Annotated in this window: 32 protein-coding genes and 1 riboswitch; all 32 genes read right to left on the bottom strand. The window is 41.8% G+C overall.

The features are described from left to right. Window positions 1-143: 143 nt before the first annotated feature. The gene (locus PCY12_RS02965; RefSeq protein WP_001085697.1) at window positions 144-329 is read right to left on the bottom strand and encodes a type Z 30S ribosomal protein S14; all 186 of its coding nucleotides are present in this window, start codon (window positions 327-329) and stop codon (window positions 144-146) included. A 17-nt stretch (window positions 330-346) separates the two neighbouring features. Then, window positions 347-889, bottom strand: a complete 543-nt coding sequence (gene rplE / locus PCY12_RS02960; RefSeq protein ID WP_000013542.1) for a 50S ribosomal protein L5 — start codon at window positions 887-889, stop codon at window positions 347-349. Between the two features lie 23 nt (window positions 890-912). Further along, complete coding sequence (rplX, locus tag PCY12_RS02955) at window positions 913-1,218, bottom strand: 50S ribosomal protein L24 (RefSeq protein ID WP_000497691.1); 306 nt, start codon at window positions 1,216-1,218, stop codon at window positions 913-915. A 78-nt stretch (window positions 1,219-1,296) separates the two neighbouring features. Continuing rightward, on the bottom strand, window positions 1,297-1,665 hold the full coding sequence (gene rplN / locus PCY12_RS02950) for a 50S ribosomal protein L14 (RefSeq protein ID WP_000616545.1): 369 nt from the start codon (window positions 1,663-1,665) through the stop codon (window positions 1,297-1,299). A gap of 25 nt (window positions 1,666-1,690) precedes the next feature. After that, complete coding sequence (rpsQ, locus tag PCY12_RS02945) at window positions 1,691-1,951, bottom strand: 30S ribosomal protein S17 (RefSeq protein WP_000440801.1); 261 nt, start codon at window positions 1,949-1,951, stop codon at window positions 1,691-1,693. A gap of 24 nt (window positions 1,952-1,975) precedes the next feature. Further along, a complete protein-coding gene (gene rpmC, locus PCY12_RS02940) occupies window positions 1,976-2,182 on the bottom strand; it encodes a 50S ribosomal protein L29 (RefSeq protein ID WP_000772918.1) in 207 nt (68 codons plus the stop codon). Between the two features lie 9 nt (window positions 2,183-2,191). After that, window positions 2,192-2,605, bottom strand: a complete 414-nt coding sequence (gene rplP, locus PCY12_RS02935) for a 50S ribosomal protein L16 (protein WP_000960946.1) — start codon at window positions 2,603-2,605, stop codon at window positions 2,192-2,194. A gap of 3 nt (window positions 2,606-2,608) precedes the next feature. Then, the gene (gene rpsC, locus PCY12_RS02930; RefSeq protein ID WP_000529936.1) at window positions 2,609-3,262 is read right to left on the bottom strand and encodes a 30S ribosomal protein S3; all 654 of its coding nucleotides are present in this window, start codon (window positions 3,260-3,262) and stop codon (window positions 2,609-2,611) included. Window positions 3,263-3,274: 12 nt separating this feature from the next. Further along, entirely contained in the window at window positions 3,275-3,619 is a 345-nt protein-coding gene (rplV, locus tag PCY12_RS02925) for a 50S ribosomal protein L22 (protein WP_000818137.1), read from the bottom strand. Between the two features lie 11 nt (window positions 3,620-3,630). After that, complete coding sequence (gene rpsS, locus PCY12_RS02920) at window positions 3,631-3,912, bottom strand: 30S ribosomal protein S19 (protein WP_000533766.1); 282 nt, start codon at window positions 3,910-3,912, stop codon at window positions 3,631-3,633. Between the two features lie 103 nt (window positions 3,913-4,015). Continuing rightward, complete coding sequence (rplB, locus tag PCY12_RS02915; RefSeq protein WP_000512910.1) at window positions 4,016-4,849, bottom strand: 50S ribosomal protein L2; 834 nt, start codon at window positions 4,847-4,849, stop codon at window positions 4,016-4,018. A 17-nt stretch (window positions 4,850-4,866) separates the two neighbouring features. Then, window positions 4,867-5,163 carry a 50S ribosomal protein L23 gene (locus PCY12_RS02910; protein ID WP_001055347.1) on the bottom strand — a complete coding sequence of 99 codons (297 nt, stop codon included), beginning with the start codon at window positions 5,161-5,163 and terminating at the stop codon, window positions 4,867-4,869. After that, window positions 5,163-5,786, bottom strand: coding sequence for a 50S ribosomal protein L4 (gene rplD, locus PCY12_RS02905; protein WP_000024539.1), 624 nt, complete (start codon window positions 5,784-5,786; stop codon window positions 5,163-5,165). Before rplD ends, PCY12_RS02910 begins: the two co-directional genes overlap by 1 nt. 24 nt (window positions 5,787-5,810) lie before the next feature. Beyond that, window positions 5,811-6,437, bottom strand: a complete 627-nt coding sequence (rplC, locus tag PCY12_RS02900; RefSeq protein ID WP_000160197.1) for a 50S ribosomal protein L3 — start codon at window positions 6,435-6,437, stop codon at window positions 5,811-5,813. A 217-nt stretch (window positions 6,438-6,654) separates the two neighbouring features. Then, window positions 6,655-6,963 (bottom strand): 30S ribosomal protein S10, encoded by a 309-nt coding sequence (rpsJ, locus tag PCY12_RS02895; RefSeq protein ID WP_001284513.1) that lies wholly within the window; start codon window positions 6,961-6,963, stop codon window positions 6,655-6,657. Window positions 6,964-7,207: 244 nt separating this feature from the next. After that, window positions 7,208-7,834: a phosphoribulokinase gene (locus PCY12_RS02890; RefSeq protein ID WP_301351447.1), complete on the bottom strand. Its 627-nt coding sequence runs from the start codon at window positions 7,832-7,834 to the stop codon at window positions 7,208-7,210. Beyond that, on the bottom strand, window positions 7,831-8,421 hold the full coding sequence (gene nrdG / locus PCY12_RS02885; RefSeq protein WP_301351445.1) for an anaerobic ribonucleoside-triphosphate reductase activating protein: 591 nt from the start codon (window positions 8,419-8,421) through the stop codon (window positions 7,831-7,833). The genes PCY12_RS02890 and nrdG overlap by 4 nt, the downstream gene beginning before the upstream one ends. Next, on the bottom strand, window positions 8,414-8,920 hold the full coding sequence (locus tag PCY12_RS02880) for a GNAT family N-acetyltransferase (RefSeq protein WP_301351443.1): 507 nt from the start codon (window positions 8,918-8,920) through the stop codon (window positions 8,414-8,416). The genes nrdG and PCY12_RS02880 overlap by 8 nt, the downstream gene beginning before the upstream one ends. 43 nt (window positions 8,921-8,963) lie before the next feature. Next, a complete protein-coding gene (locus tag PCY12_RS02875) occupies window positions 8,964-9,104 on the bottom strand; it encodes a hypothetical protein (protein WP_000521621.1) in 141 nt (46 codons plus the stop codon). Between the two features lie 11 nt (window positions 9,105-9,115). Then, complete coding sequence (nrdD, locus tag PCY12_RS02870) at window positions 9,116-11,323, bottom strand: anaerobic ribonucleoside-triphosphate reductase (protein ID WP_301351441.1); 2,208 nt, start codon at window positions 11,321-11,323, stop codon at window positions 9,116-9,118. 119 nt (window positions 11,324-11,442) lie between these two features. Further along, window positions 11,443-12,981 (bottom strand): damage-inducible protein CinA, encoded by a 1,539-nt coding sequence (locus PCY12_RS02865; RefSeq protein WP_173282723.1) that lies wholly within the window; start codon window positions 12,979-12,981, stop codon window positions 11,443-11,445. Window positions 12,982-13,235: 254 nt separating this feature from the next. Continuing rightward, entirely contained in the window at window positions 13,236-14,768 is a 1,533-nt protein-coding gene (cls, locus tag PCY12_RS02860) for a cardiolipin synthase (RefSeq protein WP_301351439.1), read from the bottom strand. A gap of 145 nt (window positions 14,769-14,913) precedes the next feature. Then, a complete protein-coding gene (locus tag PCY12_RS02855; protein WP_301351437.1) occupies window positions 14,914-15,372 on the bottom strand; it encodes an SP_0198 family lipoprotein in 459 nt (152 codons plus the stop codon). An 87-nt stretch (window positions 15,373-15,459) separates the two neighbouring features. Continuing rightward, window positions 15,460-16,710, bottom strand: a complete 1,251-nt coding sequence (locus tag PCY12_RS02850; RefSeq protein ID WP_301351436.1) for a folylpolyglutamate synthase/dihydrofolate synthase family protein — start codon at window positions 16,708-16,710, stop codon at window positions 15,460-15,462. Window positions 16,711-17,068: 358 nt separating this feature from the next. Further along, window positions 17,069-17,374 (bottom strand): DUF1292 domain-containing protein, encoded by a 306-nt coding sequence (locus PCY12_RS02845; RefSeq protein WP_000017620.1) that lies wholly within the window; start codon window positions 17,372-17,374, stop codon window positions 17,069-17,071. Window positions 17,375-17,389: 15 nt separating this feature from the next. Beyond that, complete coding sequence (gene ruvX, locus PCY12_RS02840; protein ID WP_033609357.1) at window positions 17,390-17,809, bottom strand: Holliday junction resolvase RuvX; 420 nt, start codon at window positions 17,807-17,809, stop codon at window positions 17,390-17,392. A gap of 3 nt (window positions 17,810-17,812) precedes the next feature. Then, on the bottom strand, window positions 17,813-18,079 hold the full coding sequence (locus PCY12_RS02835) for an IreB family regulatory phosphoprotein (protein ID WP_000507059.1): 267 nt from the start codon (window positions 18,077-18,079) through the stop codon (window positions 17,813-17,815). A gap of 86 nt (window positions 18,080-18,165) precedes the next feature. Beyond that, on the bottom strand, window positions 18,166-18,735 hold the full coding sequence (locus PCY12_RS02830; RefSeq protein ID WP_301351434.1) for an SP0191 family lipoprotein: 570 nt from the start codon (window positions 18,733-18,735) through the stop codon (window positions 18,166-18,168). 65 nt (window positions 18,736-18,800) lie between these two features. Beyond that, on the bottom strand, window positions 18,801-19,199 hold the full coding sequence (spx, locus tag PCY12_RS02825; RefSeq protein WP_000591165.1) for a transcriptional regulator Spx: 399 nt from the start codon (window positions 19,197-19,199) through the stop codon (window positions 18,801-18,803). A gap of 135 nt (window positions 19,200-19,334) precedes the next feature. After that, on the bottom strand, window positions 19,335-21,995 hold the full coding sequence (mgtA, locus tag PCY12_RS02820; protein WP_301351432.1) for a magnesium-translocating P-type ATPase: 2,661 nt from the start codon (window positions 21,993-21,995) through the stop codon (window positions 19,335-19,337). Between the two features lie 194 nt (window positions 21,996-22,189). After that, window positions 22,190-22,340, bottom strand: a riboswitch (M-box (ykoK) riboswitch). Between the two features lie 57 nt (window positions 22,341-22,397). Further along, the gene (locus PCY12_RS02815) at window positions 22,398-23,459 is read right to left on the bottom strand and encodes a Xaa-Pro peptidase family protein (RefSeq protein WP_001042882.1); all 1,062 of its coding nucleotides are present in this window, start codon (window positions 23,457-23,459) and stop codon (window positions 22,398-22,400) included. Continuing rightward, a complete protein-coding gene (gene uvrA / locus PCY12_RS02810; protein ID WP_301351430.1) occupies window positions 23,452-26,283 on the bottom strand; it encodes an excinuclease ABC subunit UvrA in 2,832 nt (943 codons plus the stop codon). The genes PCY12_RS02815 and uvrA overlap by 8 nt, the downstream gene beginning before the upstream one ends. Window positions 26,284-26,380: the final 97 nt, after the last annotated feature.

Genomic DNA, 26,380 nt, shown 5'->3' with positions numbered 1-26,380 from the left:
ACTTGCTAGTTAATGATTGAGCTAGGCTCAGAATATGTTTCTAGGTTTCAATTCCTAAGTGAGTCTAGGCATCTGCTTGCAGGCATAACTTGAGTTAGGCAAAAGCAGATAACGACGAATCACGACGGGATTGAAAGCTAGAATTACCAAGATGCTTTTGTTACACCAGGAATTTGTCCTTTGTAAGCTAATTCACGGAAGCAAACACGGCAAAGTTTAAATTTGCGGTAAACTGAATGTGGACGACCACATTTTTCACAACGAGTATAAGCTTGAGTAGAGAACTTCGCTGGACGTTTGTTCTTAGCAATCATTGATTTTTTAGCCATTAGATTTACCTCCTATATTATTTTGCAAAAGGCATTCCAAGGCCTGTAAGCAATGCACGTGACTCTTCGTCAGTGTTAGCAGTTGTTACGATAACGATGTCAAGACCACGAGTTTTGTCAACGTCATCGAAGTTGATTTCTGGGAAGATCAATTGTTCCTTCACACCAAGTGTGTAGTTCCCGCGTCCATCAAATGATTTTGTTGGAACACCGTGGAAGTCACGTACACGTGGAAGTGAAACTGAAACCAATTTATCCAAGAATTCGTACATACGTTCACCACGAAGGGTAACTTTTGCACCGATCGCAACACCTTCACGAAGACGGAAGCCGGCGATTGATTTTTTAGCTTTAGTGATAAGTGGTTTTTGACCTGAGATAAGTGCCAATTCTTCAGCAGCTTTTTCAAGGCTTTTAGCGTTTGATACAGCTTCACCAACACCCATGTTCAAAACGATCTTATCTACTTTAGGCACAGCCATCACTGATGAGTAGTTGAATTGTTCTGTCAAAGCAGGAACTACTTCATTAAGATATTTTTCTTTTAAACGATTTGCCATTATACTTCTCCTTTCCTTCGTGATTAATCAAGCACTTCGCCTGATTTTTTGTTGTAGCGAACTTTTTTACCGTCTACAAATTTGTAACCAACACGACCAGCTACACCATTTTTGTCCAAAACTTGAACGTTTGATACGTGAATAGCTGCTTCTTTCTCGATGATACCACCTTGAGGAAGTTCGTTAGTTGGACGTTGGTGTTTCTTAACGATGTTAACACCTTCAACGATAACTTTGTTTACTTTTGGAAGGGCAGTAAGGACAACAGCTTCTGTCCCCTTATCTTTACCAGCGATTACGCGAACTTTGTCGCCTTTTTTTACAAACATTAGGTTTCTCCTTGATTTTTCTTACGCCCATAAGGGCACCCTGGAGTTAAATCCAGGGGACTAGTTTGTTTCTAAAAATTAAAGTACTTCTGGAGCAAGTGACACGATCTTCATGAAGCCACCTTCACGCAATTCACGTGCAACTGGACCAAAGATACGTGTTCCGCGAGGAGTTTTGTCTTCACGGATGATAACTGCTGCGTTTTCGTCAAATTTGATGTATGAACCATCAGCACGACGAGCACCTGATTTAGTACGAACGATAACTGCTTTAACAACGTCACCTTTTTTAACCGCACCACCAGGAGTAGCTTGTTTTACAGATGCCACGATAACATCACCGATGTTTGCAAATTTACGTCCTGAACCACCAAGAACTTTGATAGTCAAGATTTCGCGAGCACCGCTGTTGTCTGCGACTTTCAAACGAGTTTCTGTTTGAATCATTTCAGTTTTCTCCTTTCAGGTTTGATTAGATGATGACCGCTTCTTCAACAACTTCTACAAGACGGAAACGTTTTGTAGCTGAAAGCGGGCGAGTTTCCATGATACGTACGATATCGCCTTCTTTGGCAACATTGTTTTCATCATGAGCTTTGTATTTTTTAGAGTAGTTAATACGTTTACCATAGACTGGGTGGTTACGTTTTGTTTCAACTACAACTGTGATTGTCTTGTCCATTTTGTCAGATACAACACGTCCAACAAGAACTTTACGATTATTGCGTTCCATTGAAATTTCTCCTTCCCTAGTCTATTATTTCGCTTCAGATTGAACTGTTTTGATACGAGCGATTTGTTTTTTAACTTCTTTCAAGCGAGCTGTTTGTTCCAATTGACCAGTAGCAGCTTGGAAACGAAGTTCAAACAATTCTTTTTTCAATTCGTTTTCGCGCTTCGCGAGTTCTTCTTGAGAAAGACCACGAAGTTCTTTAACAAATTCTTTTACTTCATTAAGTTTCATGCCTTCTCCTTATTCTGCTTCACGTTTTACGAATTTACATTTAACTGGCAATTTGTGGCTAGCAAGACGAAGCGCTTCACGAGCGATCTCTTCAGATACACCAGCGATTTCGAACATCACTTTACCACGTTTAACTGGTGCTACCCAACCTTCAGGTGCCCCTTTACCAGATCCCATACGCACACCGATAGCTTTAGCAGTGTATGATTTGTGTGGGAAGATTTTAATCCAAACTTTACCACCACGTTTCATGTAACGAGTCATGGCGATACGAGCAGCTTCGATTTGGCGGTTAGTGATCCAGTGGCTAGTTGTAGCTTGAAGACCGTATTCACCGAATGCTACTTCTTTTCCACCTTTTGCTTCACCGCGCATTTTTCCACGGAATTCACGACGGTGTTTAACACGTTTAGGTACTAACATTGGTTATTTACCTCCTTTAGTGTTTTTGCGAGCTGGAAGAACTTCACCACGGTAGATCCATACTTTAACACCAAGTTTACCGTATGTAGTATCTGCTTCTTCCCAAGCGTAATCGATATCTGCACGAAGTGTGTGAAGTGGAACAGTTCCTTCAGAGTATCCTTCAGCACGGGCGATATCTGCACCGTTCAAACGACCTGATACTTGAGTTTTGATTCCTTTAGCTCCAGCACGCATTGCACGTTGGATTGCTTGTTTTTGTGCACGACGGAAAGCAACACGTTGCTCCAATTGACGAGCAATTCCTTCACCTACAAGGTGAGCATCCAAATCAGGTTGTTTGATTTCGATGATGTTGATGTGTACTTGTTTTCCAGTCAATTTGTTAAGTTTTGCACGGAGTGCATCAACGTTAGCACCGCCTTTACCGATAACCATACCTGGTTTAGCAGTGTGAAGTGAAACGTTAACTTTGTTTACTGCGCGTTCGATTTCGATAGTTGAAACTGCTGCGTCAGCAAGTTCTTTTTGAACGAATTTACGGATTGCAAGATCTTCATGAAGGTAATCCGCGTATTCTTTTTCAGCATACCATTTGGCATCCCAATCACGGATGATGCCGACACGCATACCAATTGGATGTACTTTTTGACCCACGATTTTACCTCCTTATTTTTCTGCAACAGCTACAGTGATGTGAGCTGTACGTTTGTTGATTGGTGAAGCTGAACCTTTCGCACGTGGACGGAAACGTTTCATAGTTGGCCCTTCGTTTGCGAATGCTTCAGATACTACCAAGTTAGCTTTATCCAAACCAAAGTTGTTTTCAGCGTTAGCTACAGCTGAGTTCAAAACTTTCAAGATGATTTCAGCAGCTTTGTTTGGAGTGAATGTCAAGATTGCGATTGCATCGGCTACGCTTTTACCACGGATGTTATCAAGAACAAGACGTGATTTACGAGGTGAAACACGTACTGTACGAGCCATTGCTTTAGCTGAAGTAATTTCTGCCATTTATGTTCTCCTTATTTTCTACGTGTTTTCTTGTCGTCTGCAGCGTGACCTTTGTAAGTACGAGTTGGTGCAAATTCACCAAGTTTGTGACCTACCATGTCTTCTTGGATGTAAACAGGTACGTGTTTACGTCCGTCATAAACTGCGATAGTGTAACCAATGAAACTTGGGAAGATCGTTGAACGACGTGACCAAGTTTTAATAACTTTTTTCTTTTCGTCGTTAGCTTGAGCTTCAACTTTTTTCATCAAATGCTCATCGACGAAAGGTCCTTTTTTAAGACTGCGTCCCATTTTTATATTTTCTCCTTTAAATGTTGTACCACAGCGGCTTGCGCTCCTATGGAGCGCTACCGAGCTGGCGGATTTACTAGTCGCTTAAGCGACTAGTTTAATATTATTTCTCGTTGCGACGACGAACGATAAGTTTGTCAGATTTCGCTTTCTTGTTACGAGTTTTAAGACCAAGAGCAGGTTTGCCCCATGGAGTAGATGGTGCTTTACGACCAACTGGTGCTTTACCTTCACCACCACCATGTGGGTGATCGTTAGGGTTCATTACAGAACCACGAACTGTTGGGCGGATACCTTTCCAACGGCTACGTCCTGCTTTACCAAGGTTTACAAGTCCATGTTGTTCGTTTCCGACAACACCAACTGTAGCACGACAAGTTCCAAGGATCATACGTACTTCGCCAGATTGAAGACGAACAAGAACGTATTTACCTTCTTGACCCAATACTTGAGCAGAAGCTCCAGCAGCACGTACCAATTCACCACCACGACCTGGTTTCAACTCGATGTTGTGGATCAAAGTACCAACTGGGATGTTAGCAAGTGGAAGAGCATTTCCGACTTTGATATCTGCTTCTGGACCTGAAACGATACGTTGACCCACTTCAAGACCTTTTGGAGCGATGATGTATGCTTTCACACCGTCAGTGTAGTGTACAAGAGCGATGTTTGCAGAACGGTTTGGATCGTACTCGATTGTTTTAACAACTGCTTCAACGTTGTCTTTGTTACGTTTGAAGTCAACCAAACGGTAGAAACGTTTGTGTCCACCACCTTGGTGACGAACTGTGATACGACCGTTGTTGTTACGACCAGCCTTGCTCTTCAATGCAACAAGCAATGATTTTTCAGGAGTGCTTGTTGTGATTTCAGCGAAATCCAAAGAAGTCATATTACGGCGACCGTTTGTTGTTGGTTTATAAACACGAATTCCCACGATATTTCCTCCTTAGATTATTCAGCTTCAGCAGCAAACAACTCGATTGCTTTAGAATCAGCTGTAAGTGTGATGATAGCTTTTTTAGTTTTGTTAGTAAAACCAGTGTAACGTCCAACACGTTTAGCTTTTGGTTTTACGTTGATTGTGTTAACGTTGGCAACTTTAACACCTTCGAAAGCAGCTTCAACAGCTTGCTTGATCAAAAGTTTGTGTGCACGAGTGTCAACTTCAAATACATATTTACCTGCTTCGAGTTGAGCCATTGAGCTTTCAGTGATGACAGGTTTTTTGATAACATCATACAAATTCATTATGCAAGAACCTCCTCGATTTTAGAGATAGCTGCTTGTGTGACAAGAAGTTTGTCGCTATTTGCGATGTCAAGAACACTTGCAGTTGTAGCAGTTGCAACTTTCACGTTTGGAAGGTTACGAGCTGAAAGAGCTGCGAATTCATTTCCTTCTTCAAGGATAACAAGAACTTTAGAATCGATGCTCAATGCTGCAAGAACTTTTGCAAATTCAGCAGTTTTTGGAGCTGTAAATTCAAGAGAATCAACGGCTACAAATTTGTTTTCAGCAACTTTTTCAGAGTAAACTGATTTAAGAGCTAGGCGACGAACTTTTTGTGGAAGTTTGTAGCCATATGAACGTGGAGTTGGTCCGAAGACAACACCACCACCACGCCATTGTGGTGAGCGGATAGAACCTTGACGAGCACGTCCAGTTCCTTTTTGACGCCATGGTTTGCGTCCACCACCTGATACTGCAGAGCGGTTTTTAACAGCGTGTGTTCCTTGACGAAGGCTTGCGCGTTGGCTGATGATCACATCAAACACAACTGATTCATTTGGTTCGATACCAAATACTGCATCGTTAAGAACAACTTGGCCAGCTTCTTTACCAGTTTGGTCAAATAATGTTACGTTTGCCATTGTGACTGATTTCCCCTTTCTTTATTATTTACCAGCTTTAACTGCTGATTTGATAGTGATAAGAGATTTCTTAGCACCTGGTACGTTACCTTTGATAAGGATAACGTTCTTTTCTGGAACAACTTGTACAACTTCAAGGTTTTGAATTGTTACGCGGTCGCCACCCATACGTCCTGCAAGGTTTTTACCTTTGAATACGCGGTTAGGTGCAACAGGTCCCATAGAACCTGGACGACGGTGGTAACGAGAACCGTGAGCCATTGGTCCACGTGATTGTCCGTGGCGTTTGATAACACCTTGGAAACCTTTACCTTTAGAAGTACCAGTTACGTCAACAACGTCTCCAGCCGCGAATGTTTCAACTGTGATTTCAGCACCAACTTCCAAGCCTTCAACGTTTTTGAATTCACGAATGAAGCGCTTAGGAGCCGTGTTAGCTTTCGCTACATGTCCTTTAGCAGGTTTGTTGCTCAATACTTCGCGTTTGTCATCGAAACCAACTTGGATAGCGTTGTATCCGTCTGTTTCAACAGTTTTAACTTGAAGAACAACGTTTGGAGTTGCTTCAATAACTGTTACAGGGATCAATTCGCCAGCTTCAGTGAAGATTTGAGTCATTCCCACTTTTTTCCCTAAGATTCCTTTTGTCATGAGAAAATAGTTCCTTTTCTATATTTTTTATTCAAAAAGTTTTTAACGAGCGTTTTTTATGCTCAAGTCTAAGATACAAAGGGGCGTCAAACTCAAAGTGAAAATAGGAAACTAACGCAGCGTCTAGCAGACACTAGGAAGTTTGTCTTTTTCACACCGAGTTTAGCCCGTGTTCAATTAGATTGAAACACCAGCCTCTGCTCTTTTATATTTTAGATTAAAGTTTGATTTCTACGTTTACACCACTTGGAAGATCCAATTTCATCAAAGCATCAACTGTTTTTTGAGTTGGGTTAACGATATCGATCAAACGTTTGTGTGTACGCATTTCAAATTGTTCGCGAGAGTCTTTATATTTGTGAGTCGCACGAATGATTGTGTAGAGGCTACGTTCAGTTGGAAGTGGGATTGGACCCGCAACTTGTGCACCTGTACGAGTAGCTGATTCTACGATTTTTGCAGCCGCTGTGTCAAGCGTACGGTGTTCGTAAGCTTTCAAACGGATACGGATTTTTTTGTTTGCCATCTTTTTCTCCTTTTCGTCTATTTAAGATAATAGGCTAGCTCCACAAGAAAACCGACGCGGTGTTGCGTGGCAATGCAACCGAGCGTGTCGCAACCTCTTGCATCAAAGCTAAAGCTGTAATTTACAGCACCATAATAGAATAACACAAATCCCCTGCGATTGCAAGGGATTTGTTGCTGTTTTTTCATTTTTTTACAATGAAACTGTTTTCCTATTTTTTCTTTTTAAAATTAGGGATTTTCTTCTATATAAACTGACTCCTCTTGACATCAAATTTATCTTCTGATTGGTCCACTAAGATATCCGCCTCAGACTCAGTTTCTTTATAGTATCGCAGATACTGCTCCCGTCTCATCTGATGACTAGCCAATATAACGGATGCATCGCGATTTCTCACAGTCGTATCTCTAGCTAGGCGCCGCTTTAATTCGGTCTCCTCATCCGTGTAGAAACAGATGGTTTTGTCAAAGAGTTCTTTGGGTAAAAAGCCAACAGACATCCCTTCGACAATCAGAATTGGCTTTGCTCCAGACAAGACCTCACTAGCTTTCCAAGGTTCTTCAATTGTTAAGATATCCATGCCAGCCTTTAAAGCGAGAATGTCTCTTTCTAAACTTACCAGTTCATGAGCCACAGGTAAACAAGCGGTCACTTTTTGGTCTGGAGTCTCCTTTGGCACCACTAAATGACGATTTGAAGCAATGTAAGGATCGGTTTCCAATAAGTTTACCTTTGCAGAATCTAGGGTTTGGTACAATTCCTGTGCAAAAGTTGATTTACCCGAAGCTCCATGACCGTATATTCCCAGTGTCCTGACTTTCCCCGTCTCGATCTCTGAGACTAGTTGGTCTACTAAGTCTTCTTTCTTCATTCTCTCTTCACCTGTTCATAGCTTTCTTTTCCGTCATTAAGCTTATGCCAAATCACTACTTGCCCACTTTTGAGAGAGTTTTGCACATCAATAATTCGTTGATTGGACGAACCTCGAAACTGGAGCATAAGATTCCTCTTAGTTCGATCGTATCGTCCATCGACAAGGATGTCAATCAAGGATAAGAGTTCCAGTTTATCTGGAGTTTCCAACATCATTTCTTCCCATGTATAGCCCGTCCAGGACCAGATATCTTTATCTGGTAATTCCTTCCGAATCCGCTTAACGAGAGGTAAGAGAATGCCCGTATTGAGGAAAGGCTCCCCTCCCAGCAAGGTCAATCCTTGAACATAAGGTTGAGCGAGATCTTCCATGATCTGTTCTTCTAATTCTGCTGTATAAGGAATTCCGGCATTGAAGGACCAGGTCGCTACATTATAACACCCCTCGCAGTGAAACATGCAACCTGCTACATAGAGAGAGTTGCGCACGCCTTCTCCGTCCACAAAGTTAAAGGCCTTGTAGTCAATGATACGCCCTTGACTGAGCTCCTCACTTTTCCATTCTTGTGGTTTTGGATTATTCATTCGCTACCTCTATCCAATAACGATCGACTCCATTACGAACATCCTCAAGGAGCCCACCATTTGCTAAAATGACTGCTCTGCTAGCAGAGTTATTCACGCTACAGGTGACAAGAGCTTTCTTGATGTTCTTTTCCTTAGAAACTTGCAAACCCTGACGGAGAGTTTCCTTAGCATAACCTTTGCCTCTTTCAGACGGTCGGATGGAATAGCCAATGTGGTCAGCATAATTCAATAATCCCTCATTCAGTCTCAATCGCAGATTCAAAAAAACTAGAGCACGACCTACATCATCAAATGATACAAATTGAATAGAAGGAACACGATTTTCAGGCAAGTTAATCCCCATTTCCTGATTCTGATTACTTTCCAACCATTCCTCATAAGAAAAATTTTCTGTATCCCAGAAACCACCGTCGTGAGGTGACTGGAATTTCTCGAATTCTGCCATCATCTCTAAAACTGTTTCTTTATCTGCTAATCTTGGTCTGCGTAATTCCATCCTTACCTCCCACTATGAGAAAAGCGAGAGCTGACTCTCACTTTTATTTTTTCTTATTCTTGTTTAAAAATTGTTCTCTGAGGCTGAGCAAACGTTCTTTTTTACCAGCTCCACCTTTAGAGTGTTTCTCGTGATAACGGGTCACTTGTGCTCGACCCTTATCATCTAATTGATATTTTCCCATTTCATTTCTTTCTAATTTGTTACTTGATGTCCAGCTATTTTAATCGTTGAGCCATTCATGTGTTTGACACGCGCTGCGATTTCCTTGTGACGTCCATTAACCATCGGACGCGCTTGAGGATTGCCTAAATAGCCACAAGTTCGTTTAACAACGTCTACTGTTTTAGGGTCGCTATTGCCACAGTTTGGACAAGCAAATCCTCTCTCAGTTGGTTCAAAATCCCCTTCAAAGTCACACTTGTAGCAACGGTCAATCGGAGTATTGGTGCCTAGATAGCCTACACGGTCATAAGCGTAATCCCAGACAGCTTCCAAGGCTTTAGGATTTTGCTGAAGGACTGGATACTCACAATAATGGATGAAACCACCTGACGCACCTGCTTCTGGATAAACTTTCTCAAAGTCTAATTTTTCAAACGGTGTTGGATTTTTACGAACATCGTAATGGAAAGAGTTGGTGTAGTATTCCTTGTCAGTAATATCTGGAATAGAGCCAAACTTGTCTGTATCTAGTCGGCAGAAACGATCTGTCAAACTTTCAGATGGTGTTGAGTAGATAGAGAAATGATAGCCATATTGGTCAGACCACTCTTCTACACGGCGTTTCATATCGCGAATGATGTCTAGCGTGAATTCCTTAGCATCTGGATTGCTTTCCCAGCTGTTACCAAAGAAAACAGTCGCTACTTCATACAAACCGATATAGCCCAGCGAAACTGTTGCCCGACGGTTCTTAAAGAGCTGGTCAACGCTTTCTTCTTTACCTAGACGATGGCCAAAAGCACCGTACTGATAAAGGATAGGAGCATTGGCTGGTGTCGCCTCTTTAGTGCGTTCGACACGGTAAACCAGAGCATCTTCAGCGATATTCATCCGCTCGTTGAAGATCTCCCAGAACTTATTCATGTCTCCCTCAGACTCGAGGGCAATACGAGGCAGGTTAACCGTCACAACGCCTAGATTCATCCGACCTGAATTGACTTCTACACCATTTTCATCCTTCCATCCTTGAAGGAACGAACGACATCCCATAGGAACTTTGAAAGAACCTGTCAACTCAACAATCTTATCATAGGACAAAACATCTGGGTACATCCGCTTGGTTGCACACTCTAGAGCCAACTGCTTAATGTCGTAGTTTGGAGTCCCTTCTTCCAAGTTAAGGCCTCTTTTCAGAGTAAAAATCAGTTTAGGGAAGATAGCCGTACGATGTTCTGAACCAAGGCCCTTAATGCGAATGTTTAAAATTGCCTTTTGAATTTCACGCTCAAAACGATTGGTTCCCAGACCAAAACCTAGCGAAGTAAAGGGTGTTTGACCATTTGAAGTGAAGAGAGTATTGATTTCATACTCAAGAGATTGCATGGCATCATAGATGTCTTTTTGGGTTTTCTTCCAGGCATAATCTTCTCGTTTTTCAGGCAATACCCACTCTTCTGCATCTTTGAGATGTTTTTGATAGTTCTTCTCTGCATAAGGCGCCAAAACTTCATCGATACGGTCAGCTGAACAGCCACCGTACTGGCTAGAAGCAACGTTGGCGATAATTTGGGAAATCTGAGCTGTCGCAGTCTGGATAGACTTGGGACTTTCTACCTCTGCATTTCCAATCTTAAAACCATTTTCCAACATACCTTTAAAGTCAATCAAACAGCAGTTGGTCATAGGGGTATAGGGGCTGTAGTCCAAATCGTGATAGTGGATATCTCCCTTTTGGTGGGCATTGGCTACGTGCTTAGGCAGCATTTGCAGTCCGATTGATTTCCCAACAATCCCTGCTGTCAAATCACGCTGGGTATTAAAGACATCGCTGTCTTTATTAGCATTTTCATTGACAACTGCTTGGTCTTTGTTGAGTAGTTTATGGATACTAAAGTTAATATCTGTCGCTTTTGAGCGCTCAAAATCCCTCTGCGTCCGATAAGTAATATACTCCTCAGCCAGCGCATATTCTTTGGCTTCAAGGAGTTCATGTTCTACAATATTTTGAATTTCGTAAATCTTAACCCCCTGTGGAAAGCGACTATGAATTTCTGTGACAATTCGCTCGGTCAGAGCATTGAGGCGTTTTTCGACCAAGGGTGTCACATCCATAACCTTGTCTGCCGCCTTGTGGAGAGCCTTGTCAATCTTGTCCACATCAAATACAACACGTCTCCCATCTCGTTTCTCGACGAAGAGAGTTGGCAAAATTGTAATTTTTTCTTCTAGTGCAATCATATGCATTCTCTTTTCTAAAATGTTCTTTCTAAAAAGTATTATACCACTCTAAAAAGAAAAATCAATATCTTGTGTTAAAAATCCTAAAATTTTTAAAAATACACAAGATATTGATTTGGTTATTTAATTTTATAGACTTTAAACTCTGAGTAATCCGTCTTTACTGGTTGGTAATTTTCTTTTAAGAGTGTTTCCACTTCAGACCAGACTGGCACCTTGTCATTCACCACAATCACCTTAGGTTGTTTTTCTTTCAAGTCATTGAGTAGCTTATTCCGGTTTTCCTCAGTTGCTGTATAGTGCACGGGAGACAAAATCGCCGATGGCGACAAGCGCTCACTCTTACGATAAAGAGTCGCAGTATCATCCCATGCATAGATAGCATCTTCCGTATTTGTCTCCTCTTTTACCAAATCAGCAAGACGATTACGTTCTTGATAAGGTACCGGATAAAGGACAAACTTCATCAAAAAAGGAACAGTCAAAAGATAGACAAGCCCTAAAACTGGCAGATATAGATTTCCTTTAAAAAAACGACTCCATAGGCTAACTGGCGTTTCTCTTCGTCTTCTTCTAACACTACGCCCCCTCTGTTGACTCTTAATATTGGTTACCAATAAAAGTAGGAAAACAGGGAAGACGACCATCAAATAAGAAGCGTGCAGAGGCTCTTGTGAAAAGAAAAGCAAAATCAAACCTAAAATTGTCACAAGACTTGCAGGAACCGAAATGACGTATAGTTTAGAGGGCTTGGATTGAAAGAGACCTAAAAAGATACAAACCACAAATCCCAAACCAAGGGACAACAAGCCATAAAAAGCCATATTCTCTAAAATTTTAGAAGTGAAATCAAAGCTAATACTGTCAATAGGATAACGAATACCACTAATGGCATCCCCAAAACTTCCTGTTGCAACACTATAGTAGGCAGTTGGATAAAAGATAAGTGAAAAACCTAAAGCCACTGCAAGAAACTGATAAAACCCATGCGCAAAGCGTCTATGCCCAAGGTTAAAGACCAACAAGCCTAAACTCACTACAGCAATAAACAGGAGCGATGACAAGGGGGCAAAGAAAAATCCTCCCGCCAAAGCCAGCCCAATCCGTATAAATCCCTTATCATGGCTTGGATTGCTTAGATAGGCCGCAACTAAACTAAAGGCCGCGAATAAGAAAGGAAGCGCTAAAAGAGTCGCATAACCTCCACCAAAAGCAAGACCTGTAACTAGCATGTAAAAAATAGTCACCACTTGTCCAGCTTGGTCTCCTTGCTCTGTCAAGGTGTCCGCCGATTGAAAGAGGAAAAATCCTCCTGCTACCAAGGCTAACCACTCAAAAATGGCAAAGAAAAATCCGCCCTGAGTCACATAAGTCAGCAAATAATAAAGCAAACCTTGACTTCCATAATAGTCGCTGTAAATCTTCCCTGTCTGATGAAGCGCCCAACCTGCATAAAAATCCTGCACTTCTTGTGCACTCATTAAATCGAGTAATAGCGGTACTCCTAGAGTTATCCCCGTTACAAGCGTACTCCATAGTAAAATTTTCACCAAAGGAAGACGACTTGATTCACGATGATACGATTCTTGTTCGATTTGGTATTCTAGAGGTTCACGATTCTCCTGATGAACTTCTTCTACTCTACCATACACACTCATATCGTTTCTCCTATTCAATTTATCTGTCTTAGTATATCAAAAAGTCCTAGGATTGTCAGCTTGCGATGGCTGTTTGAGTGATTTTTTGCATAGTTTCACAAAGGTTTCAATTTCCCGAAAGCGGTGTAAATGTGTCTGTTTGAATGTCAGGATATAGTTTATTTCTTTCTGAGTCATCATCATCCCTCCTATATCTTTCTATTCGTAAAAATCAAGAAAAAGAGGACTGGTTTGCGTCCTCAGTCCTAGATTTCTTATAAGATAGGGGCGAATAACTGGGCAATTTCTTTTACAAGCTTTTGATACCAGCTCGTTTTGATAGAATGAGGATAGACTTCCTGAGAATCTGCAAATATGTTTTGAAAATCTCGGGCAATTTCCATTATAGAAGGAGTTTTATAGAGTAAGACTGCATTTTCATAATGGTGTACCAAGCTTCGGTAGTCGAGATTGATTGTCCCCACCACCGCAAAATCTTCGTCTACCAACATCTGCTTACTATGAATAAAACCTGGACTATACTCATAAATCCGAACCCCAGCAGAAAGAAGGTCTGGATAAGCTCCTCTCGTGACTAACTGAATGAACTTCTTATCTGGTATGTAAGGGGTGACAATCCGAACATCGACCCCTCTCATAGCAGCATTTTTGATTGTCTCTGTTAAATCATAGTCCATAATCAAATAAGGTGTCGTAATATAGACCGATTCCGTTGCCTGATTGATTAAACTCTGATAAACCTTTTTCCCTACCTGCGTTCGAAAAATTGGCTTGGGTCCACTCCCGTATGGAATGGTTAAACCGTCACTTGGGATAGAATGATTTTCTAAATGATATTGATCAAAATCACTAATCTCTCCTCGATTGATGTACCAAGTGGTCAAAAATAAGCGTGTCAGGGCTTTTACTGCTAGTCCGTCCAAGCGAATTCCACTATCCTTCCAATAACCAAATCTCTTGACGTGGTTAATGTACTCATCGGCTAAGTTAATGCCTCCTGTATAAGCTATCTGACCATCAACAATCAATATTTTTCTATGATCTCTGTTATTATAGGCCACTGTCAAACGAGGAATAACTTTATTGAATTTGTGGGCCTCGATGCCTAGCTGACGAAGTCGATGTGCATAATCTCCTGTTAAAGTAGCCATACAGCCAATATCGTCATAGAGCAGTTTAACTTCAATGCCTTGAGCAACTTTTTCCTCCAAGATTTCTAAAATACGATTCCACATCAAACCTTCTTCTATAATATAATATTCCAAGAAGATAAATTTCTCAGCCTTTTTAAGATCTTCTACCATCTTTTTCCACATAGCCTCTCCGTTAGGAAAAAATGTAGAGGCAGTTTGATCATAGACATCGGCATTGGTATCCATACTCAATAAGGACTTGATGACGCCATATGCCGCCTTATCACTTTCTTTTAATTCCTCTTTTAGTAGCTGGCTATTTGCTTCTTGGAAATGCATGGAGCCTAGCTTCTTCAGTTGTTTGATTTCTTTTTTGGACAATCGCCTTTCACCAAACATCAGATAGAGCAAGGGGCCAAATACTGGCACAAAGGCTACTAATAACCAGGTTACCTTATTCTCAGGAGTCGTATTACGGTTGACTATCGAAATGATTGTGATGATACTCAGTAGAATGAGGACAGTAATCCATAAAATGGGAGCCATGCGTCCTAAATAAAGAAAGAGACCAAAAACCAGACAAAGTTCAAGTAGCATAATCGAAAGACTAAAGCCATACTTGGACATCAATAATTGAAATTTTCTATATTTCATATCCCCTCCTTGATATTTTGAACACTAAAAACAAGTAATTGATACTAGTATAACTCAGGTATTCGATAGAAGGCAAGTATTTATGATTATTTTCTAGGTAAAAGTAAAAAGGCTGAAAAATCCAGCCCTTCCTACTTGCATAGTCTTATTTAGTTAAAATGACTTGGTCCGATGGGTCTCTATCCATATCGTCTACGACGATTTGATTACCGTTTACAGTGTAAATTTTGACATCATCGCCAATAATCATGCGTTGATTTGCTGCATCAAATGTGACCTGTTTGACTTTCTGATCCCCGTCAGATTCGAGCTCAGTCCATGTACCAGTCGTTCCAGTGACCACTAAAGTGATACGGTCTCCGTCATCTTGGCCTGTATAAGTCCCATCAATATCAGTCGGTTGAGCAACAGGTTGATTCTGTACTGGAGCCGCTTGATTTTGGTTAGTCCCTGCATTTGCAGTATTGGTATTCTGTTGAGCAGGTTGTTGGACCTGCTGCTGAGCCACAGGCTGTTGAACTGGTTGTGTTCTTTGGGAACAAGCAACTAGCAAAGATACACTCGCTAAAGAAACAATAGAAAGTGCTGCTGTTTTGAATGTCATAATAAATGTCCTTTCTCTTGCCATGCTAGAAAAATAGATTTTCCTTAGCCAGCAATTTATCTAGTATAACAAAGGCAAAAGAAGAGGTCAATTTATCTGCTCATGGTCCAGCAGGTAGCCCCGTACTTCTGAGATAAAATAGAGAGATCCTGTAACGAACAACAAATCCTGAGCATCTGCTCTTTCTTCAAAATCGCTAATAAATTCTCTGTAAGAGGGAATTACATGGTAACCTGTTACATCTGTCTCGTCCAGAGAACCTTGATAGTCAAAACCAGTCACCTTGAGTTCCACCTGAGGTAAATTTTCAGTCAGATAAGCCAACATCCCTTGATAATTCTTGCGTTTCAAAGCCCCAAAAAGTATTTGAGGACGATAACCTTCCTGCTCTTTTTCTTTGATAAACTCCACCAGGCGAGTCAAAGCAGGGAGGTTATGAGCACCATCCAAGTAAATCTGTGGGCGAATACGCTCCAAACGGCCAGCCCAATGGGTCTTCTCCAAAGCCTGTCTTACAGCCTGTTCATCAACAGCTTCCTTTCTTTCTCCCATAAAAAGAAGAAAAGTTTGCAACGCCAAGGCCGCATTCTCCTGCTGATAAGCTCCTTCCAATCCTATTTTCAACTGCGAAAAAGTTCCCAAAGAACTTGAAAAATCACCATTCAGCATTGAAAAATCCTGACCTGCCTGATAAAGGTCAACAGCTAAAGAGGCTGCTTTTTTCTGACAGACAAGTCTAGCTTCTGGAGGCAATTTCGAAATCACTGCCTTTTTACCAGCCTTGAAAATACCAGCTTTCTGCTCTGCGATTGCTGCTATACTGTCACCCAGAGTCTCCTGATGGTCAAGTCCGATGGAGGTGATGACAGCAATCTCTCCAGTTATCACATTGGTCGTGTCAAGTAAGCCACCAATTCCTACTTCTAGTAAAACCAAATCCACCGCTTGCTCCCTAAAGTAGAGGAAAGCAATCAAGGTCAGCAATTCAAAAAAGGACAACTGGTCATGAGTTTGCAAAAGCGTCTTTTCCATCTCCCTGACCTGCTCAGCTAAACGGATAAAGTCTTCGTCTGCTATTGGTTGCCCACCAATGCAGATTCGGTCATTGATAGAGACAATATGAGGTGAGGTAAAGGTCGCAACTTTTTTACCATGTCCCATAAATAATTCCCTCATAAAAGCAATGGTAGATCCTTTCCCATTAGTCCCTGTTACGTGGATAATAGGGTAAGACTTCTCGGGATTTCCTAACAAATCCACTGCTTGCTGCATTCGGCCTAAACCTGACCTAAAATTCAAACCAATCCGACTATGAAGCCACTCTTCTACTTCAAACATACACATCTCCTTGACAAAAGTCCAATCAATTATCGCATTAAAGTATGGTTACTAATAAAAACAAGGCCAGGATTTTCGTCCCGACCTCTTACCTGGTTAGCTAATAACTAGCTACTATAAATGTTAACGTGGGCTAAAAACATCCACAGGACATTCCAACTCTTCCCAATTTCTGGGAGTTGGGGTGATACAGTCTCCCAGACTTACCAGCTCTCTCTTATTTAAAGGAACTGGGGTAAAAATGTTCACTGGATGTGCCTGCGTTTCTAATTTCTAGCGCAGGGCTAAACACGTCCACTGGACTTACCAGTTCTCTCTTATTTTAAGGAACTGGGCTAAAAACATCCACTGGATGTTTTTACTCCTCCATAAAACTATTGAAGACTTCTTCAATCATGTTCCATTCGTCTTCTGAGTCTTCTGGGATTGGCTGCAATTCGCCTTCTGTTCCATCTTCGTTTTCGATGAATGAGTAAGCTTGGATTTCAACTTGTCCGTCTTCGTCTTCTTCTGCGTTAACTGGTACTAGAAGAACATAGTTTTTACCAAATTCTTCTTTTCCATCAATCGTCAAAAGGATTTCAAACAAGGTTTCATTCCCTTGCTCATCTACTAGTGTGATTAGTTCACGTTCTTCGTGGTCGTGGTTATGATCGTGTGACATAGCCTCTCCTTTATATTAAAATTTTCTATCTAAATAATTTTGTAAAATCAGCTGAGCTGCTAACTTATCAATGACTTTCTTACGCTTGTTACGGCTAATATCTGCTTGTTCAATCAACATGCGCTCTGCGGCAACTGTTGTCAAGCGTTCATCCTGATAATCTACTGGTAAACCAAAAAGCTCTTCTAGCTTTGCTCCGTAGGCTTGACTAGCTTCCACGCGCGGTCCACTTGTATTGTTCATGTTTTTAGGCAAGCCCACTACAAATCGTTCCACCTTGTAAGCATCAACCAATTCCTTAACGCGGTCAAAACCAAATTGGCCTTGTTCCTCATTGATTTGGATGATTTCAAGCCCTTGAGCTGTAAAACCGAGCGGATCGCTAATCGCCACCCCTACCGTTTTTGAACCGACGTCCAATCCCATAATTCTCATAGGTTATAGATCGACTCCTTGTCCTTTAAGGTAGTAGCGGACCAATTCCTCAACGATTTCATCACGCTCATACTTACGGATTTGATTTCGTGCATTATTATAACGAGGAACGTAGGCAGGGTCTCCACTCAATACGTAACCAACGATTTGGTTAATTGGGTTGTAGCCCTTATCGTTCAACGAAGCATAGACATCAGTCAAAGTTTCGCTAATTTCTTTTTTATTGGAATCGTCCAATTTAAAACGTACTGTTTCTTCAGTAAATCCCATTCTAACACCCTCTTTCCTTAGAATAGTACCATTATAGCATAATTCCTTACGTTCTACAATTCAGGCAGTCTATTTATTTGGATTTTCTATTGTTCTGTCGCGCCATTTGCCAATCTGTCTGAAATATATTTGCTTGGTTCATTCTTCAAAAGATTTTCTAAGCCAATATTCTTCAAATATTCTAACTGAGAAGCCTTCTTGACATCCAGAACTTGAAAATCAAAACTAGTCGTTGTTTGAAGTTCTGTTGCACTCAATAATTTGGTTTCAAGCTTAAAGCCTGATAATTTACGAGCTTCTATGATGGACTCATCCTTCTCCTCCGCCTCGAGGAGAGCTTTTTGAGTTTCTTCCACTCCGTGTTGGTCAATATAAGTTTTCAACTCATCAGAGACTGGACGCTTTTGTTGAATCGTTAAGTTCAAAAAAGTCTTGTCCTTGTATGTAATGGTTTGGGTTTGCTGGCTACCATCATCTGACTTGGGCAAGACCAAAGTCTTGGTCACAACTGTATTCTTCTCGGCATTCTCAATAACTGGCAATGCCGACTGAAGCGTATCCTTTTCTGTTTTTGTAGCTGTTCCAGCTTCTTTTTTCTGTCCGCAACCAACCAGGACAAAAAGGAAAGCTAGACTAACAAGAACAATTTTTTTCATTTCTTTCTTCTTTCTTTTTGAAATTAAAATAGAATAAGGCTGGGAATTGCTCCCAGCCTTGATGTTTATAGAGCTGCACGCAAACGTGCTTCTGCATTTTCTACATTACGGACAGAGCGTGGTAGGAAGGCACGAATATCGTCTTCCTTATAGCCAACTTGCAGGCGTTTTTCATCTACAAGGATTGGGCTCTTTAAAATTCTCGGTGTTTCCATAATCAGATTGAGGACTTCATTGACACTCAAATCTTCAATATCCACTCCAAGGGCTTTGGCATAGCGATTTTTAGACGAAACGATGCTGGCTATTCCGTTATCTGTTTTTGTCAGAATATCCAGTAATTCTTCTCTCGTAATTCCTTCTTTACCAAGGTTTTGTTCTTTATAACTTAACTGGTGGGCATTGAGCCAGGTTTTTGCTTTTTTACAGCTAGTACAACTTGAGACTGTATAAATTTTAATCATGTACCTACCCCTTTCGCTACATGTTACTATCAGTTTAGTCTATTATACCATAAAAAACATCCGACTTGCGACCTATTTTTAAATTTTTTTAACTTTTTTCGTCATTTTCGTACTTTTTTCTTGACAAAATGAAATTTACAGCCATTCTTGATATTTCTTGATATAGATTTTTTTCACAATTGTCACGCTAATCATATACAAAATAATGATGAAAAGTAAAAAGATGAAATAAATCGGTTTTAAAGGAGTTAGATGGAGAAAGCTAGCTAGTGGACTGTAAGGAAGGAAGGTCACAAAGGCTGCAGCCAATAAGGTTGTCACAAGGACTAGCCAAGCTGGACGACTTTGTAAAAAGGGAATTTTGGCTGAACGCAGCATATGGATAACCATGGTCTGTGACCACATGGACTCGATAAACCAACCTGTCTGAAACAAGACAATAAATCCTACGGCAGACTCCGCTCCATGGACATAGGCTTGACCTGTCGTCATGGGTACAATGATAAAATAAAGCAAACTGAAGGTCAAAATATCAAAGGCAGAAGAGATAGGTCCCATCCAAATCATGAAACGTGTGATGGACTTAGCTTCCCAGGTATGCGGATTTCTCAAAAAATCTTTATCCACCTTGTCAAAAGGCAAGGCAATACAAGACAAATCATAGACTAGATTTAGGATAATCAAATGGACTGGTGCCATTGGTAAAAATGGCAAAAAGATTCCAGAGACTAATAGGGATAAGATATTTCCAAAATTAGAACTCACTGTCATTTTGATATATTTAGTCATATTGGCATAGACCTTACGCCCTTCAACAAGTCCTTTTTCCAGCACCATGAGATCCTTATCAAGTAGGATAACATCAGCTGTTTCTTTGGCAATATCTACTGCTGTATCAACAGAAATCCCCACATCTGCAACTTTCATAGAAGGAGCATCATTGATCCCATCTCCCATATAGCCGACAGCATGACCATTAGCCTTAAATTGCAGAATAATCCTTGCTTTTTGGTCCGGAGAAAGTTTGGCGAAGACAGTTACCTCCTCTACCGCTTGGGCCAATTCTTGATTACTCATCTGATCAATTTCAGACCCCAACAGCATCTGATTGATATCCAAACCAACCTTTTCACAGACTGCTTGGGTAACTTTTTCGTTGTCTCCCGTCAAAATCTTTGTTTGAACTCCATGTTCTAACAGAGCCTTAATTGCTGGTGCTGCAGATGATTTAGGAGGGTCTAGGAAGGCTAAATAACCAGTTAGAATCATATCCCCTTCATCATCAACTGTATAGGCATGACCTTCCCTCAAACCTGACTTATAGGCCACTCCCAAGACACGCAAACCTTGTTGATTTAGTTGTCTGACTTCTGCTAAAATTTCTTCTCTAATAACATCTGTCAAGGGAGTAATCACTCCTTGGTATTCCGCATAACTGGAAATCGTCAACATTTCCTCTAGGGCACCCTTGGTTACCAAACTAACCACTTCGTGTTCATCCTTAACGATAACACTCATACGTCTACGTTCAAAATCAAAGGGAAGCTCATCTATTTTTTGAAAAGTTTGAGCCAGATTTTGCAAGAGGGCGTGTTCTTTGGCTTCCTTTTCAGTCCGTTTGATGATGGCTCTGTCCATCAAATTTTTCAAGCCCGTTTGAAAATAGGAATTGAGATAAGCTCGTCTCAAGACGGTCAAATCCAAGCGTCCGTGGATGTCCAAGGGATATTCAAGGACAATTTCGTCTTGGGTTAGAGTTCCTGTCTTATCTGTACACAAAATATCAATCGCCCCTAAGTCCTGTATGGCATTGAGTTTCTTGATAACCACTTTTTCCTTGGCCATAATGATGGAGCCTTTTGCTAGACTGGCTGTGATAATCATAGGAAGCATCTCAGGTGTCAATCCAACACCAACACTCAAAGCAAATACGCCAGCTTCTAACCAATCTCCATCTGTTAAACCATTGGACAAGAAAACGATGGGCACCATGACCAGCATCAAACGAATCAAGAGCCACGAAATACTATTCATCTCCCGTTCAAACGAAGTAGGCTCATCATAGGTGTTCAAAGTCTGTTCAATGGCCCCCATCATGGTATCATCACCAACTGCTAAAACCACGGCCTTGGCACTACCAGACAAGACATTGGTTCCCATAAAGGCTAGCGCTTCTGCTTCTAGCAGACTATCAGATTGTTGAACTGTTGCCTTGGTCAAGGCCAATTTTTCAACCGATTCACTTTCACCTGTCAAGCCCGACTGTTGTACAAAGAAATCGCGCGACTCAAATAAAAGAAGATCTGCTGGAATCATGTCTCCAGCGCTTAATTTAACCACGTCACCCACTACCAAATCATCGATAGGTACTTCTTGGATTTCTCCTTGACGAATGACAGTCGCTGTGTTGACAATCATTTTTGATAGATTGGTCGCAGCCTTATCACTACGGAGTTCTTGGACAAAGCGTATGCCACCAGAAATGAGGACTAGGACAACGATGATAATGGAAGTTGTCGGATCTTCTTGACCTGGTTTTGCCAACCAGACATTGGTCACCAAGGAAATCACGGCGATGACCAGCAAGATGATTGTAAAAGGATTGATAATGGATTCGTAAATCTTTTTGAGGATACTGTCTTCTTGACCCTTTGTGATGGTATTTTCGCCATATAGGTCACGATTTTTCTCCACCTGCTCCTCAGTCAAGCCTGTTAGACTTGTCTTATAAAAAGATAGAGTTTCGTTTAAAGATGTATGAATAGCTGTTGCTAATCTTTCTTTTGTAGTTTTCATTGGTTTCTCCTATCTATATGAATGATGTGTTTCATACACAGAGACCAATCACTTTATAAGGGCAGAACGACACAAATCAGCGATTGGCTGTGTATGTGCGGTTCCGGATGATCGTCAATTTGCATCGTCTATCTCCTTTCTTTGATTTAAACAGTAGAAAATCCCACCATAAAATGGCAGGATTAAAAAACTAATTATCTGTTTTTCGTTCAAGCTTTAACTCCATAGGGCAATGTAATGAGCTTAGTCTTGGCCTTCGCGACCAGGACTGTTGACCAACGAGTAGTGTCTCCACTGCTTTGCGGTAGTCATCCGTATCCCTATGGTAGCCTCACCTACCGTTTTCGTCTTTCAGTATAAACCTTTAAAATTTAAAAGTCAATCATTTGAGTTGTTTAACTCTTAGATAACTATCAACTCTTTTGGAGCTAGGGTCAATAATTCACAACCCGTCTCTGTAATCAGGATATCATCCTCGATACGAACGCCATATTTGCCTTCGATATAGATACCTGGCTCATCTGTCAATGCCATACCTGCCTTAATAGTTTCTGTAGAAGTCTGGCTAAAGTATGGTTCCTCATGGATATCCAGTCCAATACCGTGTCCAATACCGTGGGTAAAGTAGTCGCCATAGCCTGCCTCGATGATAATATCACGAGGGATTTTGTCAAAGTCACGGAAACCTAAGCCAGCCTTAGCCTGGTCAATCAAGGCTTGATTGGCTTTCAAAACCGTATTGTAAATCTCTGCTTGCTCGTCGCTAACATGTCCTAGATAGATAGTCCGTGTCATATCACTGACATAGTGGTCATAGAGGCAGCCGAAATCCATGGTAATAGCTTCTCCCAGCTCCACTGGTTTGTGCATAGGATGGGCATGAGGCTTAGAAGAATTGATACCACTAGCTAGAATTGTGTCAAAAGACAAGCCAGATGCTCCCAACTCACGCATGCGGAAGTCAAGGAAGTTGGCAATCTCAATTTCAGTCTTTCCTGGCTTAATAAAGTCAAGCGCATCGCGGAAAGCTTGGTCTGAGATAGAACAAGCCTTGCGAATAGCTGCAATCTCCGCTTCATCCTTAATCATTCGAAGACCTTCGACAAACTGAGTTTGTGGAAGCAAGTCAATTCCCTCAAAGGTTGCCTGCATACGGTGATAATAAGACACTGAAATCTCATCCTCAAAACCGATTCGAGACAAGCCCATGTCCTTAACAATGTCTGCAATGACAGCCAATTCATCACGGTCAGCCACAATCTCAAACCCACTGGTTTCTTGCTTGGCTGCAATGATATAGCGAGAGTCCGTCACCAAGACCTGGCGGTCACGGCTGAGAAAAACTGTTCCGTTCGAACCCCAAAAACCAGTCAAATAATAGACGTTTTTAAGATTGTTGATGATAATTCCATCTAGTTCTTTTTCTTGCATTTTAGCTAGAAATGCTTGTACACGTTTATTCATGATGTAATTTTCCTTTCAAATAATGTCCTGTGTAGCTGGCTTGGTTAGCAGCTACTTCTTCTGGAGTTCCTGTTGCGATGATGGTTCCACCACCGACACCGCCCTCAGGTCCCAAGTCAATAATATGGTCTGCTGTCTTAATAACATCTAGATTGTGCTCGATAACAAGGACTGTATTGCCATCGTCGACAAAGCGAGCCAATACCTTGAGCAAGCGAGCGATATCCTCAGTATGAAGGCCTGTCGTTGGCTCATCTAAAATGTAGAAAGATTTTCCTGTCGAGCGTTTGTGGAGTTCACTAGCCAGTTTCATACGCTGGGCTTCTCCCCCAGAAAGGGTGGTAGCTGGTTGCCCTAGCGTTACATAGCCTAGACCTACATCCTTGATGGTCTGAAGTTTGCGTTGAATCTTGGGAATGTGTTGGAAGAACTCCACCGCATCATTGACGGTCATGTCCAAGACCTGCGAGATATTCTTTTCCTTATAGTGAACTTCTAGGGTTTCACTGTTGTAGCGGGTTCCGTGGCAGACTTCACAAGCCACATAAACATCTGGCAAGAAGTGCATCTCAATCTTAATAATCCCGTCACCTGAGCAGGCTTCACAGCGACCACCCTTGACATTGAAACTGAAACGGCCTTTCTTGTAACCTCGAATCTTGGCTTCATTTGTCTGAGCAAAAAGGTCACGTATATCGTCAAAAACCCCTGTATAGGTAGCTGGGTTAGATCTCGGCGTTCGTCCGATAGGACTCTGGTCAATATCAATCAAGCGGTCTACATGCTCAATTCCTGTAATGGTTTTGAATTTACCTGGTTTGTCTGAGTTGCGGTTGAGCTTTTGGGCAATGGCTTTTTTGAGAATGCTGTTGATTAAGGTCGATTTTCCTGAGCCGGATACCCCCGTAACCGCGATGAATTTTCCTAGTGGAAAGCGAGCCGTGACATTTTGCAAGTTATTCTCACACGCTCCTGTCACTTCAATAAAACGACCATTTCCAACACGGCGCTCTTCTGGTACTGGAATGACACGTTTTCCTGACAAGTACTGGCCTGTGATAGACTTGCTATTACGAGCCACCTGTTTGGGCGTACCTGCCGCAACAATCTCCCCACCAAATACTCCCGCACCAGGACCAACGTCAATCAGATAATCCGCCTCACGCATGGTATCTTCGTCGTGTTCCACCACGATAAGAGTATTACCCAAGTCGCGCATCTTTTTGAGACTGGCAATCAAACGGTCATTGTCCCTCTGGTGGAGACCGATTGACGGCTCATCCAGGATATAAAGGACACCTGATAGGTTAGAACCAATCTGAGTTGCCAATCGAATACGCTGACTTTCCCCACCTGAAAGAGTTCCTGCCGAACGTGACAGAGTCAGATAGTTAAGGCCCACGTTATTAAGGAAGGTCAAACGATCCTTGATTTCCTTGAGAATAGGCCGAGCAATGATGGCTTCGTTTTCAGAAAGAGTCAACTGACTGACTAATTCCAAGTGATCTGCGATAGACAGGTCTGAAATTTCTCCGATATGTGGCCCGTTCTCGCCACCCACACGGACAGACAAGGCCTGATCATTGAGACGATAGCCGTGACAGGTCCCGCAGGTCAGCTCATTCATGTAGAGACGCATCTGGGTGCGGGTGTAATCGCTGTTTGTCTCGTGATAGCGACGCTTGATATTATTAACAACTCCCTCAAAAGGAATATCGATATCGCGCACGCCACCAAATTCATTCTCATAGTGGAAATGGAATTCCTTGCCATCTGACCCATAGAGAATCAAGTTCTTGTCTTCTTCTGCCAAGTCCTCAAAAGGCTTATCCATGTCTACTCCAAAAGCTGTCATAGCCTGCTCTAGCATGTTTGGATAGTAGTTGGATGAGATAGGATTCCAAGGAGCCAAGGCTCCCTCACGTAAGGTTTTGCTGGCATCTGGTACTACCAAATCAGTATCCACCTCCAGCTTGATGCCCAAACCGTCACACTCACTACAAGAACCAAAAGGAGCATTGAAGGAGAAGAGACGTGGCTCTAACTCTGGAACAGTAAAGCCACAAACTGGACAGGCATAATGCTCAGAGAAGAGCAACTCAGAGTCGTCCATAGTGTCGATAATGACATATCCTTCTGCGATACGAAGGGCAGCCTCAATGGAATCAAAGAGACGACTACGGATACCCTCCTTGATGACAATACGGTCAACCACGACATCGATATTGTGTTGCTTACCCTTAGACAACTCTGGCACTTCGGTCACATCATAGACTTCCCCATCCACACGGACACGAACATAACCGTCTTTCTGAACCTTCTCAATAACACTTTTATGTTGCCCTTTTTTCTTGCGGATGACAGGAGCTAAAATTTGCAGACGCTGGCGTTCAGGTAACTCCAAAACCTTATCAACGATTTGCTCCACAGAAGAAGCCTTGATAGCCCCATGCCCGTTGATACAGTAAGGCGTCCCCACACGCGCGTAGAGGAGACGCAGATAGTCATTGATTTCAGTCGTGGTTCCCACCGTCGAGCGAGGATTTTTGCTAGTCGTTTTCTGATCGATGGAAATAGCTGGGCTGAGGCCATCAATGGCATCTACATCAGGCTTCTCCATATTTCCCAAAAACTGACGAGCATAGGCTGACAAACTCTCCACATAGCGACGTTGTCCCTCAGCATAGAGGGTATCGAAAGCCAGACTGGATTTCCCTGAACCTGACAAGCCGGTCACTACAACCAGCTTGTCTCGTGGAATCTCCACATCAATATTTTTTAAATTATGGGCACGCGCCCCATGAATGACAATTTTATCTTGCATCTTTGTTCTTTCTAGTCCATTATTGCTTACCATTATACCAAAAAAAGTGAGATTCTATTACCCAAAAGGCCGATTTTGTAGTATAATAGTACGGTGT

This window comes from Streptococcus sp. SPS1 (genome assembly GCF_030439915.1).
Taxonomy (GTDB): domain Bacteria; phylum Bacillota; class Bacilli; order Lactobacillales; family Streptococcaceae; genus Streptococcus.
Note: the sequence above shows the minus strand (reverse complement) of the source record. Positions and strands in the feature narration are given on the sequence as shown.